This is a genomic window from Tritonibacter litoralis, from assembly GCF_009496005.1.
Taxonomy (GTDB): Bacteria; Pseudomonadota; Alphaproteobacteria; order Rhodobacterales; family Rhodobacteraceae; genus Epibacterium; species Epibacterium litoralis.
This window is the reverse complement of record NZ_WIBF01000001.1, coordinates 393,063-408,703: the sequence shown is the minus strand read 5'-3', so window position 1 is coordinate 408,703 and position 15,641 is coordinate 393,063. Positions and strand designations below refer to the sequence as shown.

Annotated in this window: 15 protein-coding genes; 7 read left to right on the top strand and 8 right to left on the bottom strand. The window is 56.5% G+C overall.

Going from position 1 to position 15,641, the window contains the following annotated elements:
- Window positions 1–36: 36 nt before the first annotated feature.
- The 3 genes from GFB49_RS01945 to hpt form a co-directional block, all read right to left on the bottom strand.
- Window positions 37–930 carry a cytochrome c gene (locus GFB49_RS01945; RefSeq protein ID WP_153214111.1) on the bottom strand — a complete coding sequence of 298 codons (894 nt, stop codon included), beginning with the start codon at window positions 928–930 and terminating at the stop codon, window positions 37–39.
- A 26-nt stretch (window positions 931–956) separates the two neighbouring features.
- A complete protein-coding gene (locus GFB49_RS01940) occupies window positions 957–1,430 on the bottom strand; it encodes a c-type cytochrome (RefSeq protein WP_153214110.1) in 474 nt (157 codons plus the stop codon).
- A gap of 116 nt (window positions 1,431–1,546) precedes the next feature.
- Complete coding sequence (gene hpt, locus GFB49_RS01935) at window positions 1,547–2,089, bottom strand: hypoxanthine phosphoribosyltransferase (protein ID WP_153214109.1); 543 nt, start codon at window positions 2,087–2,089, stop codon at window positions 1,547–1,549.
- A gap of 74 nt (window positions 2,090–2,163) precedes the next feature.
- Here hpt and GFB49_RS01930 point away from each other — a divergent pair, with 74 nt between their 5' ends.
- Together GFB49_RS01930 and GFB49_RS01925 are read left to right on the top strand one after the other, a co-directional pair.
- Window positions 2,164–2,610, top strand: coding sequence for a type II toxin-antitoxin system RatA family toxin (locus GFB49_RS01930; RefSeq protein WP_153214108.1), 447 nt, complete (start codon window positions 2,164–2,166; stop codon window positions 2,608–2,610).
- Window positions 2,611–2,681: 71 nt separating this feature from the next.
- Window positions 2,682–3,323 (top strand): class I SAM-dependent methyltransferase, encoded by a 642-nt coding sequence (locus GFB49_RS01925; RefSeq protein ID WP_194269243.1) that lies wholly within the window; start codon window positions 2,682–2,684, stop codon window positions 3,321–3,323.
- Window positions 3,324–3,355: 32 nt separating this feature from the next.
- On the opposite strand, the gene GFB49_RS01920 is transcribed toward GFB49_RS01925, so the two are convergent.
- The 3 genes from GFB49_RS01920 to GFB49_RS01910 are packed head-to-tail and all read right to left on the bottom strand — an operon-like array spanning window position 3,356 to window position 5,501.
- On the bottom strand, window positions 3,356–3,832 hold the full coding sequence (locus GFB49_RS01920; RefSeq protein WP_153214106.1) for a CinA family protein: 477 nt from the start codon (window positions 3,830–3,832) through the stop codon (window positions 3,356–3,358).
- On the bottom strand, window positions 3,829–4,329 hold the full coding sequence (locus tag GFB49_RS01915; protein ID WP_153214105.1) for a phosphatidylglycerophosphatase A family protein: 501 nt from the start codon (window positions 4,327–4,329) through the stop codon (window positions 3,829–3,831). Before GFB49_RS01915 ends, GFB49_RS01920 begins: the two co-directional genes overlap by 4 nt.
- A 17-nt stretch (window positions 4,330–4,346) precedes the next feature.
- A complete protein-coding gene (locus GFB49_RS01910; protein WP_153214104.1) occupies window positions 4,347–5,501 on the bottom strand; it encodes a bifunctional 2-C-methyl-D-erythritol 4-phosphate cytidylyltransferase/2-C-methyl-D-erythritol 2,4-cyclodiphosphate synthase in 1,155 nt (384 codons plus the stop codon).
- 180 nt (window positions 5,502–5,681) lie between these two features.
- On the opposite strand from GFB49_RS01910, the gene dusB reads away from it, so the two are divergent.
- The 5 genes from dusB to ntrX all read left to right on the top strand — a co-directional run bounded on the left by dusB (window position 5,682) and on the right by ntrX (window position 12,913).
- A complete protein-coding gene (gene dusB / locus GFB49_RS01905) occupies window positions 5,682–6,668 on the top strand; it encodes a tRNA dihydrouridine synthase DusB (protein ID WP_153214103.1) in 987 nt (328 codons plus the stop codon).
- Window positions 6,665–7,744 carry a two-component system sensor histidine kinase NtrB gene (locus tag GFB49_RS01900; protein WP_153214102.1) on the top strand — a complete coding sequence of 360 codons (1,080 nt, stop codon included), beginning with the start codon at window positions 6,665–6,667 and terminating at the stop codon, window positions 7,742–7,744. The genes dusB and GFB49_RS01900 overlap by 4 nt, the downstream gene beginning before the upstream one ends.
- 4 nt (window positions 7,745–7,748) lie before the next feature.
- On the top strand, window positions 7,749–9,125 hold the full coding sequence (locus GFB49_RS01895; RefSeq protein ID WP_153214101.1) for a response regulator: 1,377 nt from the start codon (window positions 7,749–7,751) through the stop codon (window positions 9,123–9,125).
- Window positions 9,126–9,224: 99 nt separating this feature from the next.
- A complete protein-coding gene (locus tag GFB49_RS01890) occupies window positions 9,225–11,504 on the top strand; it encodes a sensor histidine kinase NtrY-like (RefSeq protein WP_343032437.1) in 2,280 nt (759 codons plus the stop codon).
- Window positions 11,501–12,913 carry a nitrogen assimilation response regulator NtrX gene (gene ntrX / locus GFB49_RS01885; protein WP_153214100.1) on the top strand — a complete coding sequence of 471 codons (1,413 nt, stop codon included), beginning with the start codon at window positions 11,501–11,503 and terminating at the stop codon, window positions 12,911–12,913. Before GFB49_RS01890 ends, ntrX begins: the two co-directional genes overlap by 4 nt.
- A 2-nt stretch (window positions 12,914–12,915) precedes the next feature.
- Here the strand turns inward: ntrX and GFB49_RS01880 are convergent, their stop codons facing one another.
- Complete coding sequence (locus GFB49_RS01880; protein WP_153214099.1) at window positions 12,916–15,234, bottom strand: caspase family protein; 2,319 nt, start codon at window positions 15,232–15,234, stop codon at window positions 12,916–12,918.
- Window positions 15,234–15,575, bottom strand: coding sequence for a hypothetical protein (locus GFB49_RS20970; RefSeq protein ID WP_194269242.1), 342 nt, complete (start codon window positions 15,573–15,575; stop codon window positions 15,234–15,236). Before GFB49_RS20970 ends, GFB49_RS01880 begins: the two co-directional genes overlap by 1 nt.
- Window positions 15,576–15,641 lie beyond the last annotated feature (66 nt).

Genomic DNA, 15,641 nt, shown 5'->3' with positions numbered 1-15,641 from the left:
CTCTTAGAAGCCGCTCTTGATGCAAGGGTGGCTTTTTTATTGCGAAATCCTGGGAACCGCTTTGAGGTATGCGGCAATTGCTGCGCGATCCTCATCCGACAGGCGCGCGGTGTTCTCGATGACTTCGGCCATCTCTCCACCTGCGCTGTCATATTCGGGCGTAAAGCCGCTGGAGAGGTATTCTGCAATGTCCGCCTCTGACCAATCAAGCGCGGCGGGGGTAATATTGGGGATTGTACCCTTGCCGGATGGGTTCGGCGCGCCGCCCAGCCAACGTGTGTAATCGATGCCGCCCATGGAGTTGCGCGGACTGTGACATTCGCCGCAATGCGCAGGCCCTTCCACAAGATACTGTCCGCGCTTCTGTGCTGCTGTCAGATCGCCGGTTACAACAGGTTCAGGGTGGGAGAACAACACCTTCCAAACCCCCAAGCCGCGGCGGATGGAAAAGGGGAAGGACACATCATGTGGCCTATTCGCAACCTCACTTGGAGGTAGCGTCTGCATAAAGGCCCAGAGGTCCACCACATCCTGCGGATTGAGGCGGGCATAGGAGGTGTAAGGGAAGGCTGGGTAATAGTGTTTCCCATCCGGAGACACACCGGCTTGCATTGCATTGGCAAAATCAACCGCGCTCCAACCGCCCAACCCATGGGCAGGATCTGGCGTGATATTGGGCGCATAAAAGGTCCCGAAGTCGGTGACAAAAGCTTTGCCGCCGGACAGCAGGATCCTGTCGTCTTGGGCGTCATCCTCGGCCGTGTGGCAGGACGCGCAGCCGCCGGTCCAAAACACCTGTTCGCCACGTGTGGCATCGCCGGTCAGGGACGTAAATGTTTCGGCGGGAACGGTGCGCGGCGCGGTGATCCACAAGCCCGCCGCACTAGCAATTAAAGAGAGCCCCAGAACAGATTTAAAAAACTTATTCATAACAGGGCTCTCCTGGGAAAAGTTAGTTAGCTTTTGGGAGCGCGGTAGGCTTTGTGGCACGCGCCACATGCGCCGCCAAGGCCGCCAATTGCGGCTTTCAGCGGCTCAAGCCCTTGGCCGGCGGCTTCGTCCATTGCGGCGACGGCGGCTTTCAGCGCTTTGGATTTTTCACCAACATCCGACCCTTCGGCCCAGATTGCAGGAAGCGCGCGCGTGTTTTCCAGGGATTCATTGTCAGTACCGGGCAGCCACATGCGGGAGCCATCCAATTTGGTCAGCGCAGTCAGGCCCGATGCGGCGGCCTGGGCTTTTTGAGCGTCGTATTCGACCTTGCCTTTGGCCATGTCGCCCAACAGGCCGAGGTTGAAAGCATACAGCGTCATCTGCGCCTGCCGCGCCTTAACAGCAGCTTCAAGCACTTTTGCGTCTTGAGCAAAAACAGGCGTTGAAATGACGATGGCAGAGATTGCGACGCTGGCGATTTTAGTAATGTAAGACATGCTGGCCCCTAATTGCTGACAAAAGTCCAAAGTTGATCTTCGCGAATAAGATTACCAGAAGTTGGTGATCATTGTTATCACGTGTGCATGACTACAATACGTAACACTGATGACGTTTATTCCGGAGTGAAGCGAACTTTTCCAATATAGGGTAGATTTCGGTTCCGCTGGGCAAAATCGATACCGTATCCGACCACAAACTCATCCGGGATTTCGAACCCAATCCAATCGGCGCGGAAATCGGCTTCGCGACGGGAGGGTTTGTCGAGCAGGGCGATTGTTTTCAACCGTGCGGGGCTGCGGCTGCGGAGCAGTTTGGTTACATGGTCCAGCGTGTGACCCGTGTCCACAATGTCTTCGACGACCAAAACGTCGCGCCCTTCAATAGCGCCGCGCAAGTCTTTGAGAATGCGAACTTCTCGGCTGCTTTCCATTGCGTTGCCATAAGAGGAGGCTTCCAGGAAGTCGACCTCAATTGGCAGGTCCAGTTCACGCACCAGATCAGCGATAAAGACAAAGCTGCCACGCAACAGGCCCACGACCACCAGTTTATCAGTGTCGCCGAATTCAGTTGTGATTTCACGGCTCAGCTCTTCGATCCGGGCGGCAATGGCCTTGGCCGAAATCATCACGTCAATGACATATGGACGCTGTTTCATGATTGTCCTCTTGAAATTCTGTTCTTTATCTAAGACATCAGCGAGCAAAACGACAGAAGGAAACGCGGACGATTATGCCCACCCATTCAGAAACCCGGCCGCTGCCGTATTCCGCCCAGCAAATGTATGATCTGGTGGCGGATGTGGCACAATACCCCAAGTTTCTACCTTGGTGTGCTGCGGCGCGGATCCGCAGCTCGGTGCCGCATGGGGACCATGTGGTGATGGAGGCGGATCTGGTGATTTCCTTCAAAGTGTTTCGTGAACGTTTTGGCAGCCGCGTGGTTCTGCGCCCGAACCTGCATGAGATCGACACTGAATATCTGGATGGCCCGTTTCGGTATATGAAATCCAGCTGGGCGTTCAAAGACCGGGAGGAGGGCGGCTGTGATGTGTCCTTTTTTGTCGACTTTGAGTTTAAGAATGCGGTGTTGCAGGGGATTATTGGCGTCGTGTTCAATGAGGCCATGCAGCGTATTGTCCGGGCGTTTGAACGGCGTGCGGCCGAGCTTTATGGATAAACTCTCTTCTTGACCTCAAGTGTGCTTGAGGTGCCATAAGCTGGGAAACAATGTCTTTTGAGGATCTGGTAATGAATGAAGAATTTTGGCAAACACTTTGGAAAGAGGGTCGAATTGGCTTTCATGAAGGTACGGTTAACGACTTTTTGGCACGTTTCTATTCGCGCCTAAACCTAGTTGCGGGAAACCATATTTTGGTCCCGTTGTGTGGTAAGTCCTTTGATTTGGACTGGCTTCTGGCCAAAGGTCTTATTGTGACGGGGGTGGAATTCAACCAAGGCGCGGTCGAGGAAGTCTTTGCCAGGTTGAACCTGACCCCTGAGGTCGACGAGATTGGCCCGTTGCGCCGTTATCGCAGTGGTGCATTGACATTGTTTGCAGGCGATTTCTATGCCGTGACTTCGGATCTGCTGGGGCCGGTGGATGCGGTATACGATCGGGCCGCGATGGTTGCGATCCAGCCAGAAACGCGCGCGAACTACGCGGCGCATGTTGTTGAACTGACAGGTGGCGCACAGCAGCTTTTGATCGGGTTTGATTACGACCAGAATGCTGCAGATGGCCCGCCGTTTTCACTGGCGCAAGAGCTGATCATGCAGGCCTATGGCGCGCAATATACGATCGAATTGCTGAAAAGCATCAAGGTTGGCGGTCCATTTGCCGATGGCGTCGATGCTGACGAGCAGATCTGGTATTTGCAGCCCAAAGGGTAAAAGCCGCCTCCGCAGCTTGGTCTATTGGTCTGTCACCGGGATATGGCGTTGAAAAGCAAAGCGAGCGCTTCGTCCCTCGTGGCAGCGCGCACGTTTTGCCGCCCGAGCGCGCCAAAATCGATGGTCTTGGTCTGGGTGTCAGTGCCGCGTTGAGCCAGGCCAAAACAGACACGGCCTTCGGGCTTGAACTCTGACCCGCCGGGGCCTGCAATTCCCGTGACCGATACCGCCAGATTGGCGTTTGAATGCTGCAAGGCGCCCTCGGCCATTTCCTGTGCGACCTCTTCGCTGACTGCGCCGACCCGGTCCAGGGTCGCGCTTTGGACGCCCAGCATCTCCATTTTGGCGGCGTTTGAATAGGTGACGAACCCGCGATCCAAGACGGCTGAGCTGCCGGGAACTTCGGTCAGAGCCGCGGCAATCATGCCTGAGGTGCAGCTTTCGGCGGTTGCGATCACCACGTCTGCTTCGCGCGCGGCAGTGATCAAAGCGGTGAGGTCGGTGGTCATAATCCCAGAACTCCATGTGCGATCCCAGCCAGGATCATGGTGCCGATGCCTGCAAAGATACCCGCGATTATGTCATCCAACATGACACCCAGCGCATTGCCGCGCCGATCTGCCCATCCGATCGGGCCCGGTTTGGTGATGTCAAACAGTCGGAACAGAACAAACGCGCTGATCCAGCCCGGATAGAGTGCAAGCGCGGGTATGTCATGCGCCCAAGCCGCATATAGCAGCGGCAAAAGCGCAATCCACTGGCCCGCAAGTTCATCAATCACAATCTCGGATGGATCGTGGTCCGCAGCGCCCCGGGTTGCTTCGGCCGTGGCCCACCATCCGATTGCACAGGCCGCGCAGGTGCTGAAAGCGACCAAGGGGAAACCGCCAAGCTGGAACAGACCATAGGCAAGGGGCAAAGAGACCGCAGATCCCCAGGTGCCAGGAGCGGGGCGCAAGTAACCGGTGCCTGCGAGGGTGGCAATCCAGGTGGCGGTGCGGCGCATGGGCGGATCCTTTGGGTTTAACTGTGTTTGATCAGGGTTGCAGTGGCGATAGCCGCAATCCCTTCTTTGCGTCCGGTAAAGCCCAGACGTTCAGAGGTGGTGGCCTTGATCGAGACGCGATCAATATCCATCCCAAGAATTTCGGCCATCACTTGGCGCATTTGCAAAGCATGCGGGCCGACTTTTGGGTATTCGCAGACAAGAGTGCAATCTACATTGCTAATCTGGAACCCCATTTCACGCGCAAGCTCTGCCGCATGGCGCAGAAAGATATCCGATGCCGCGCCTTTCCATTGGGGGTCAGACGGGGGGAAATGCTGTCCGATGTCACCGCGGGCCAGTGCGCCATACAGCGCATCGGTCACCGCATGCATGCCCACATCCGCATCGGAATGTCCCTGCAGGCCGCGATCATGTGGGATCTTTACCCCGCAGAGCACCACATGATCGCCGTCACCAAACCGGTGCACGTCATAGCCATTGCCCAATCTGATATCCATGGCGCTTTTCTCCTGCTGCGAGCCCAAGATCCGCTCAGCGCGGGCAAAATCCTCAGGCTGGGTGATTTTGATGTTGTCGGTGTCCCCAGCGACGATGTGGACGTTGTGACCTGCGGCGCGTGCCACTTCTACATCATCCGCGGCTGTGTCGCTGTGCGTATCATGCGCCGCCAGGATGGTTTCAAAGGCAAAGCCTTGGGGTGTTTGGGCTGCAAAAAGGTTGCTCCGGTCCTGGGTTCCAGTGACCTGCCCATTGGACCCGCGCCACAAAGCATCCGTAACTGGCACAGCCGGGGCAGCAGCGACGGAATGCTCAAGCGCTGCTGTAATGTCGGCGATCAACTTGGGTGAAAGGCAGGGGCGCGCGCCATCGTGGATCAGAACCTTGCTTGGCGCGTGCGCGGATAGTGCCTGCAAACCGTTGCGCACCGAGCCGCTGCGCGTTTTGGCTCCAGCAACCAGATGAACAGCCGCATCGTTTGCGAAATGCTGCCATCCGGTGGGATCATCCGGGTTAAGAACCACATAGATCGTGGACACACCTGCGTTGCGAAATGCCGCGATGGACCAGTCGATCACCAGCTGTCCGCACAAAGGGCGCCATTGTTTTGCCAATCCACCGCCTGCGCGGGCGCCCGTTCCCGCAGCAACAATAAGTGCAGCAATGGTCATTTTATACTCCGTCGCAAGTCGCTGTTGTTTATGAGGTGGCGCAGGAGGAGGCAATGACCCAGGTGAAAATGATTAAAAAATAAGCGGTAGCCGTTTTGCTAAGCGTTTTTAAACTGCCTTTCATTGTGGCATAGCGGGAGCTTCGGCTATTTTAGCCCCAATTGCACAAGGATTACGCAGTTGTCATTCGACATCGGAACCACGTCACTTGCCCCGCCAATCGCGCTCGCGCCGATGGCTGGAATCACGGATCGCCCGTTTCGCGATCTGGTCCGCTCCTTTGGGGTTGGCCTGATGGTGAGCGAAATGGTCGCCAGCCAAGAAATGGTTCAGGCAAAGCCCGGCGTTCGCGAGCGCGCTGAATTGAGCGCGGATGTTGAAAACACAAGTGTCCAAATTGCAGGCCGCGACGCCTTTTGGATGGCCGAGGCCACCCGTCGTGTGGCTGACAGCGGGGCGCGTTTGATCGATATTAATATGGGCTGCCCCGCAAAAAAGGTGACAAATGGCCTGTCTGGGTCGGCCTTGTTGAAGACACCGGATCACGCGTTGCGGCTGATTGAGGCGGTGGTGGAAGCATCGCCGGTTCCGGTGACGCTCAAGACACGGCTGGGTTGGGACGGCAAAACCCTGAACGCTGCGGATGTGGCGCGCCGGGCTGAGGACGCGGGCATTCAGATGGTGACGATCCACGGGCGGACCCGGTGCCAATTTTACAAAGGTTCAGCAGACTGGGCTGCGATCCGAGCGATCAAAGAATCGGTGACCATCCCAGTGATTGCCAATGGCGATATCGTTGATGCTGCAACCGCTGGAGAGGCTTTGGCAAAATCCGGAGCGGATGGGGTCATGATCGGCCGGGGCAGCCAGGGGCGTCCTTGGGTCTTGGCTGAGGTGGCCCATGCGATCTGGGGCAGCGATGCGCCGGATATTCCAGAAGGGCAGGCGCTGTGCGATCTTGTCTGCGGCCATTATGACGCGATGTTGGAATTCTATGGGGTGGATCTTGGCGTGCGCGTCGCACGAAAACACCTTGGCTGGTATATGGACACGGTTGGAACGGGCGCTGTGTTGCGTAAACGCGTTCTGACGGCGCGCGATCCCCAAGAGGTTTTGCGTCTTTTGCCAGACGCGCTCAGCACCCGCCCAGAGGAGCAGGCCGCATGAGTCCCACAGATGCATCTGTTTGGTCCTCCATTCCTGTCCCCAGTTTCCTGGTGGATTCCGAGGATTGCGTGGTCGAGGTGAATTCCGCCGCCGAAGGCTTTATGAACGCATCGCAAAAGGTTCTGGAAGGCAAAAAGATCTGGCAGCTTTTGGCAGTTGATGCGCCGATCGAGGAGGCGTTTCAGCGCGCCAGAGAGAATAACACAACGCTTTTTGTCAATGATCTGGATGTTGGAACCCGCAACCGCTCTCCGTTGCAATGTGGTGTGCAGGTGGCGCCATTGCAGGGCAGCGTTGGCACCATGCTTTTGATGCTGTCGCCGCGCGAGCTGGCTGGGCGTTTGACGCGCAACCAATCTGCCAAATCTGCGGCGCAATCTGCGATAGGCATGGCCGAAATGCTGGCGCATGAGATCAAAAACCCTTTGGCGGGCATCACCGGTGCCGCGCAGCTGCTGAGCATGAACCTCAACCCCGAAGATCTGGAGCTGACCGAGCTGATCGTCAGCGAAAGTCGTCGGATCGTGAAACTGCTGGAACAAGTCGAGCAGTTTGGAAACCTGACAGAACCCGCGTTTAAACCTGTGAATGTGCACGATATTCTGGATCGAGCCAGACGATCTGCAATCCTTGGGTTTGGGGCGCATATGACAATTGTCGAAGAATATGACCCGTCGTTGCCGCCCGCATGGGGGGACGGGGATCAGTTGCTGCAAGTGGTGCTGAACCTTCTGAAAAACGCATCAGAGGCCTGCGGGCGGGATGGTGGCGTCATTCGTATTCGGACGTTTTATGAGCATTCTTTTAATCTTCGACGCCGGGACGGGCAGGGCGGTGCCTTGCCGTTGCAGATCGAAATTATCGACAACGGTCCAGGTCTGCCGCCGCAGATCAAGGATGACATTTTCGACCCCTTTGTTTCGGGAAAAGAAAACGGGACGGGCCTTGGCCTCGCCTTGGTGAGCAAGATCGTGGCCGACCATAACGGCTGGATCTCTGTCCATTCCGAGCCTGGTGAAACCAAATTCAGACTGTCGCTGCCGCGCGAGCCGCGCGGACGCAAAATCAAGGAGTAAGCCGATGGATGGAACTGTACTTGTTGCTGACGACGATCGTACGATCCGCACGGTTCTGACCCAGGCGTTGACGCGCGCCGGGTGCAAGGTGCACGCCACCTCGTCTTTGACCACGTTGATGCGTTGGGTTGGCGAGGGCAAAGGCGACGTTGTGATCTCGGACGTGATGATGCCCGACGGCAATGGCCTGGAAATGTTGCCAAAAATCTCAGAAGATCGCCCTGGCCTGCCCGTGATTGTGATCTCGGCGCAAAATACGATTATGACGGCGATCAAGGCGGCGGAAGCAGACGCCTATGATTACTTGCCAAAGCCCTTTGATTTGCCAGAGCTGATGAAGCGTACCGCAAAGGCGTTGACGGAAAAGCGTTCTGCACCAACGGCGATCCAAATCGAATCCGATGACCGTCCCGAAGAGTTGCCATTGGTTGGCCGGACCGAGGTAATGCAGGCGCTGTATCGGTTGATTGCGCGGGTCATGAATTCGGATATGCCGCTGTTGGTGACCGGCGAAAGCGGTACCGGTAAGTCGCTGATTGCGCGCGCTATTCATGACTTCTCGGATCGGCGTACGCTGCCCTTTGTGACCGCGAGCCCCAGCATGATGACCGCCATCGATGGCCCGTCGCGCCTTTTGACGCAGGCCAAAGGTGGGACCATTTTGGTGGACGAGGTTGCCGATCTTCCGGATGAGGTTCAGGCGCGTCTGGTGCGGATGATTGATAACCCGGGTGAACATGCTCCGCGGTTTATGGCGACCTGCCAGCGCAACGTGAATGAAATGCTGGAACGTGGAAGCCTGCGCCAGGACCTCTATTACCGTATTTCTGGCACAGAATTGCATGTGCCTGCGCTGCGCGAACGGGTTGAGGATATTGTCTTGCTGGCCAATCACTTTTTGGCTCGCGCAGAGGCGGATGGCGCGCCGCATCGCACCTTGGATGAGGAAGCGGGGGAGTTGCTGCGTCATTTCTCCTGGCCGGGTAATGTGCGCCAGTTGGAAAATGTCGTCCGCTCCCTGGCCTTGACCGCGCGTGGCGAAGAGATCTCCAAGACGGATGTCGCCAACGCATTGGGGCCGCAGACCTCGGCGGAACCCGTTGCCGGCGGCGGCGGTGCGGTTCCGAATGAGAAACTGGCAGATTCGGTTGCACGTCATTTGCAGCGTTATTTCGACCTGCACGGGGACATGTTGCCGCCTCCAGGCCTTTATGCGCGTATTCTGCGCGAGGTTGAGACCCCGATGATCGAGATTACCCTGGCCGCAACCGGCGGAAATCAGGCCCGATGTGCGGAACTTTTGGGAATCAACCGAAATACACTTCGTAAAAAAATCACTGATCTCGATATAGAGGTGACACGCCGCCGCAAACTGATGTAATATCGCCACATCACAAGGGCGCGCACCGGAGCAACGTAGACGCGCCTACAAGATATGGCGGTTGGGCCAGAATGGCTCACATTTGAATGAGGGCGAGCAGTGGCGTATCGGTCACAACTTCGTTCGGCGTATAGCGTGTTTGTCGCCCTGGACAGGTGGCGCAAACTGCGACGTACGCGGAATTTAACCACGTTTGGCCTGGTCCTTCTGGGACCTATCCTTGTGGTATTGACCTATCTGATCATCGGTCCCCTGGGGTTGGGCTCTGCTTCGCCGTCATTGCGTTTGGTCTTGCTTGCGGACCTTATTTACATCCTGACGATTGCGGTTCTGGTGTTAACCCAGATCGTCCGTTTGCGCGCGGCGCGCCGGTCCAAATCGGCCGGCTCGCGGTTGCACCTACGTTTGACAGGAACCTTTGCGTTTTTGGCGCTGGTGCCTGCGATCATCGTCGCCGTTTTTGCGGTTTTGTCTGTAAACGTGGGTATGGAAGGATGGTTTTCCAATCGCGTCCGGGATGCGGTTGGCAGTTCCTTGTCAGCGGCGCAGGCCTATCATGAGGTGCAACGCTCTGACCTGACCAATGATGCGGCTGCTTTGGCCCGGTTTGTGGAAAACAGCCGCCAACGCAGCTTCTTTATCAGCGATGCGGAATTGCGTGAGGTTCTGGCGCAAGGTCAGTCCCTGGTGCAGCGCGGGCTGCGTGAGGCTTATATCATTGATGGTTCAGGCAGCATTCGGGTCCGGGGCGAGCGGTCGTATGAATTTGACTTTGAGCGCCCGAGTGCAGCAGAGATCAACGCGGCCGAAGCTCAGCGGTTGCTGATCATTGAAGATTGGGACAACAGCGAGCTGCGCGCCCTGGTTCCGCTTGGTAATTTTGTTGACCGGTTTTTATACGTCAGCCGCGATGTAGAAGGGGATCTGCTGAACCTTTTGGATGAAACGCAGAAAACCGCAGATCTGTATCATCAGCTGGAAAGTGACCGAGGCCGTGTTCTGTTTGAATTTGGGCTGCTGTATCTGGGGTTTGTTCTGATCCTCGTTCTGGCGGCTATGTGGTTGGGGATGTGGTTTGCAGAGCGTCTGTCTCGTCCTGTCGGACGTCTGACCGTGGCCGCCCAACGCGTTGGCGCGGGCGATTTGGATGCCAAGGTTCTGGCCGAAGATGGCGGCGATGAGATCGCCCAATTGGGCCAATATTTCAACCAGATGACTGGCCGCCTTAAAGAACAGCGCGAAGAACTGTTGTCCAATACGCGTCAGATTGAAACCCGGCGCAGGCTGTTTGATTCCGTGCTCTCCTCGGTCACGTCGGGAGTCGTTGGATTGGATTCTGAGGGGCGCATTACATTTGTGAATCGCTCCGCCGAACGCTTGCTGGGCTGGCAAGACAATCAAAAATCCGTGGCGATTGCGGTGGCGGTTCCTGAATTTGGTCCCCTGTTTGGCCAATTGGTCGATGGAACTGCAGATGTGCTGCAGGAGGAAATCAAAGTGACCCGTCAGGGTCGGCTTGAGAACCTGTTGGTGCGGATGTCACCGCGGAAATCGGATGATGGTGATTTGGAAGGCTATGTTGTGGCCTTTGATGATGTTACTGATCTTGTCAGTGCCCAGCGTATGGCGGCCTGGGGGGATGTAGCCCGCCGGATCGCGCATGAGATCAAGAACCCGCTGACGCCTATTCAATTGAGCGCGGAACGGATCAAACGAAAGTTTGCTCCCAAACTGGGAGAAGAGAATAGTGATGTTCTGCAAAGTATGACGGATGTTATTGTGCGCCAGACCAATGATCTGCGGCGCATTGTTGATGAGTTTTCCAAGTTTGCACGCATGCCGGAACCAAAACGGCGCCCCGAAGACCTGGGCGAATTGCTACGTGGGGCTGTATTATTGCAGCAGGCGGGGCAGCCAGACCTTAAAATCCGACCGGACATTCCAGCGGAGCCTTTGATGGCGGATCTGGATGCGACCATGATCGGACAAGCGTTTACGAACTTGATCAAAAATGCGGGTGAAGCTATTGAAACCGCTCAAAAAACAGAATTAGGTAAGACGATGAAGCCGGAAATTCGTGTGCGGCTGCATCAGGACGAAGAAACCTTGGAAGTGACCATTGCCGACAATGGGATCGGGTTGCCGGAAGACCGGGCCCGGCTTTTTGAACCCTATGTCACCACCCGTGATGAAGGCACTGGGCTGGGGCTTCCGATTGTTAAAAAAATCATCGAAGAACACGGTGGCACGCTCAACCTTGAGGACGCGCCGGTGTTTGAAGGACATACCCATTTTGGCGCCATGGCCGTTATTCGTTTGCCGCTTGCCATGGATTTTGCGCAGAGGCATAAAAACATAGTAATGACAGGTCTGACATGAGTGACATTCTGATCGTCGATGACGAACGTGACATTCGCGAACTAATCTCGGATATCCTTGAAGACGAAGGGTTTGCGACGCGAAAGGCCGGAAACTCGGACGAGTGTATGGCGCTGTTGGGGGAAGAGTTGCCGTCCCTCTTGATCCTCGATATCTGGCTCAAAGACAGCAATATGGATGGCATCGACATCCTCAAAACAGTCAAGCGCGACACGCCAGAGGTACCGGTGGTCATTATTTCGGGCCATGGCAATATCGAGATTGCGGTCGCTGCCATCAAACAAGGCGCTTATGACTTTATCGAAAAACCGTTTAATATCGATCAGTTGATGGTCGTTATTCGCCGCGCGATGGAAACATCACGTCTGCGGCGCGAGAACTCGACGCTGAAACGACGTGAGTCCGGGGCCAGCGATATGATCGGCACATCCTCGGCGTTTCGAACCTTGGTTGCACAGTTGGAGAAGGTTACAAAGTCCAACGGGCGTGTCATGTTGTCAGGCCCTGCAGGCAGCGGAAAAGAGATCGCCGCCCGGTATATTCACGCCCATTCGAACCGATCCTCTGCGCCGTTTGTTACCGTGAACTGCGCCAATATCGACCCGAACCGCATGGAGGCGGTGCTGTTTGGCCGTGAAACCCATGAACGCGGGGTTGAACCTGGTCTTTTGGAGCAGGCCGATGGCGGTGTGGTGTTCTTTGACGAAGTCGCGGATATGCCGCTGGGCACCCAATCCAAGATCTTGCGTGTTCTGGTCGACCAGAAGTTCCAGCGGGTCGGCGGAACGGAATTGGTTGAGGTTGATCTACGTGTGATTTCTTCGACCAACCGCAATTTGGAACAGGAGATCGCAGAGGAGCGATTCCGGCAAGAGCTGTATCACCGTCTGAATGTGGTGCCGATTGCTGTGCCTCCCTTGGCGGAGCGACGCGAGGATATTCCGGTTCTGGCGGAACATTTCCTCAAACATTTCAATACCTCGCAGGGTCTTCCTTTGCGTGAGCTGTCGGAAGACGCAGAAGCTCTGCTGCAAACGATGGTGTGGCCCGGAAATGTGCGTCAGCTGAAAAACATGATGGAGCGGGTGCTGATCCTGGGGGAAAACAGCGGTAAGATTGATGCCAAGGAGTTGCCGCAAGAGGAAGAGAAAGCAGGCCAGGATGGGCGTGCTGTCTTGTCTGGTGGTCTGGCGACATTGCCTCTGCGGGAGGCGCGTGAAGCGTTTGAGCGAGAGTATCTTCTGACACAGATCAACCGTTTTGGCGGCAATATCAGCCGCACTGCGTCGTTTGTGGGGATGGAGCGTTCGGCTCTTCACCGCAAGCTGAAATCACTGGGTGTGGTGACATCGAACAAGTCGGGCGCGCGGATAGCCCATGTGGAAGAGGCCGAGGAAAACCCGGCCTGATCCTAAAACAGGTCTTGGCGGACCGGGTTCAGCGCGAAGTGCAGTCGCGCTGCTTCCCGAAGCCGGTCGATCTTGTCAGAGGGCGCAGCAGTTGCGAGGCCAGCCTGTTCTGCGATCTGGTCGAAAGCTCTGCGGGAGGCTGGACCAAATTGCCCGTCAACTTGAATATCGGCGCCCAAACCTTTGAGAATAAACTGAGTGGCCGCATCGATGTCGGTGGAAGACTGCGCCTTGATCAGTTTCAAAGCGGCTTCTTGTGCACCTGAGTTAGACAGAACCAGCGCTTTGGCGGCGCGGGTGATGCCTTCGGCGCGGGGGATGCTGCCGGACAATGGGTTGAGCGCAATCCAGGCACCATTGGCGCCGCCCCAACCATCACCGCGGGTCAGGCCAATGTCGTACCAGTGCAAGGCATCCGCCGGGCTTTGCCCGTCGAGTTTTTTGGCCATGATAAGCCGCCCAATCGCGGATGGCGCAAAAGGATGCCCGCCCGCGCTGGCTTGGGCAAACAGATCATAAGCGTGTTCGGCATCAGCCGTCAGGCCCGCAAGACCGTCACGATGGGCATAGGCGAGGTTGGCAACGCCAAAGATATCCCCGCGTTCCGCAGAGGCGTTCAAATACGACAGGCCCCGTTCCGGTTGAGCGTCAGTTTTGGACCAAAGGTAATACACCCCCAATTCGTTCATGGAATAGGTGTGCCCCAATTCCAGTGCGCGGCTTAACAGATCAAATCCACGCCGTTTTTTCACGACATCTTCATCACGCAACAAACGTTTCCCCAAAGCATGCATCGCGAAGGGGTCGCCTGCCTTAATTCCTTGTTCCCAATAGCTTGTGGCGCGGTCTTCGTCCATCGGGATGGGCACAGCATTGCGGTCAATGTTTGGGGCAATATGAAGGTAGGCCAATGCATTGTTGGCCCGGATATGTCCCAGCTTTTGTGCATCATCAAAGGCGTTATACGCGTCCTCCAGCCGCCCCTGTCCCTGATACACGCGGCCCAATTGATATTGAAAACGGCCAATTTTTGGCTGCGCCTCAGACGCAGCCATGCAGGCCTGTTCAGCGGCGGGCAGGTCAATCTCATTCGGGAAGCGATGAAACCCGACACCTTGCAAATCCAGAAGATCCCCCGCCAACATATCGCAATCCGCGGGCGTCAGCTTCAGATCAACGGTGACATCCTGCGGGGTGCCCGCTTGTGCCAGTCTGATCGTGAATTCATCGGTTAACGGAGTTGCGCCCAATGTCGCGCTTTGATCCTGAAGATTGGGGCGGTAAATCAGGCTCAACGCACCATCGGAGGCCACATTTACAGTGGAATGCCCGTTTTGGGGCGCGCTGACCAATGTCGCGTCGATCTGCCCGTCGATGTACGGCTCCAGTTCGGACGCCAGTTCCAAAGCGCGGCCCAAAGGCGCATTGATCGACAACCGTTCCGGCAAGGCCTTTGGTTGGGTTTGTGGCACGCTTACTGGGGCGACGGATGCGATAGGGCGAACATACGCTTTGTTCGTTAGTGTTGAGCTTTCCCAAGGCAGCTGTCGTTGTTCGGTCGCAGTCAGCACATCCTGGCGAATGCGAGAGAGGACGGACATGGCATCGTCGGAGGTGGCTTGCGAAAACTGGCGCAGAACGGCGGCCGTATAGGGGCTGTTTTCGCCAGGTTCCCCATCCAGAGCCGTATCACCGGGTGAGGTCGAAAAGGCCACAAGCGTGTTCAGAGGCGGGCGAAACACGTCAAAGCCTTGGCGCGCCTCGTACAATTCCGCGCCAAGTTCCGCTGTTACTTTGGCGGTGGGAACCGGGTTCTCACGGCAGGAATCCAGCATCAGGATTTGTTGCGCCGCTTTGCCGCCCAAAATTGCCGAGACCTGATCCAATGTAATCGATTGAAACGGTAGATCATGAATATCCCGCAAGGCTGCATCCCGCGTCAGCAGGTAGTTGCGCCGCCCCATTTGCACACCGTGACCTGCGTAGTAGAAAAACAGCTGATCCTGGGAGCGAATATTCAGCGCTGCGGCGCGCAACAATTGTTCAACGCCGCGTTTATCCAAGTCATAACCGTCAAACACACTGTAGCCAAACTCACGCAACATTGTCGCAACAGATTCAGCATCCTGGCGTGTGTTGTTCAAGCTTTCGATGTGGTCGTATTCTTGTATGCCGATGACTACGGCAACATTTTGGGGTGCGGATTTTTCCTGCACTTCGACCAGCGTCAATGCCGCAGCAGCGCCTGCCGTGAGCCATAGGCCGATGACCGGCGCAAGATGCGTTGCGCCAGCCAAAAGGATTTGCCGGTGTTTCGACATCAGCCCCAGCTTCCGCCGCCATCATCTCCACCGCCGCCGCCGCTGTCACCACCGCCGCTATCGCCGCCACCGCTGTCGCCGCCGCCGCTGTCACCACCGCCACTATCGCCGCCACCGCTATCACCACCGCCGCTATCGGAGCCGCTTCCGCTACTGTCTCTGTCGCCATGATCGCCCGCTGAGGCACTCGATGTGGGTGATGTGCCGCTTGTCGAATAGGACGGCTCGGGAGTGGTTTCAGCCTCGGGCTCTTCTGGAGGCACCGTAATACACCCCCCAAGGCCAAGGGTTAGCACGGAAATTGCGATCGTCGATACGACGGTTTTGGCCTGCACAGGCATGGCTGCACCTTTCAACTTAAAAAACTCGGTAAACTGTCTGTGATAAGGTAGAGCGGTCTTAGTCTT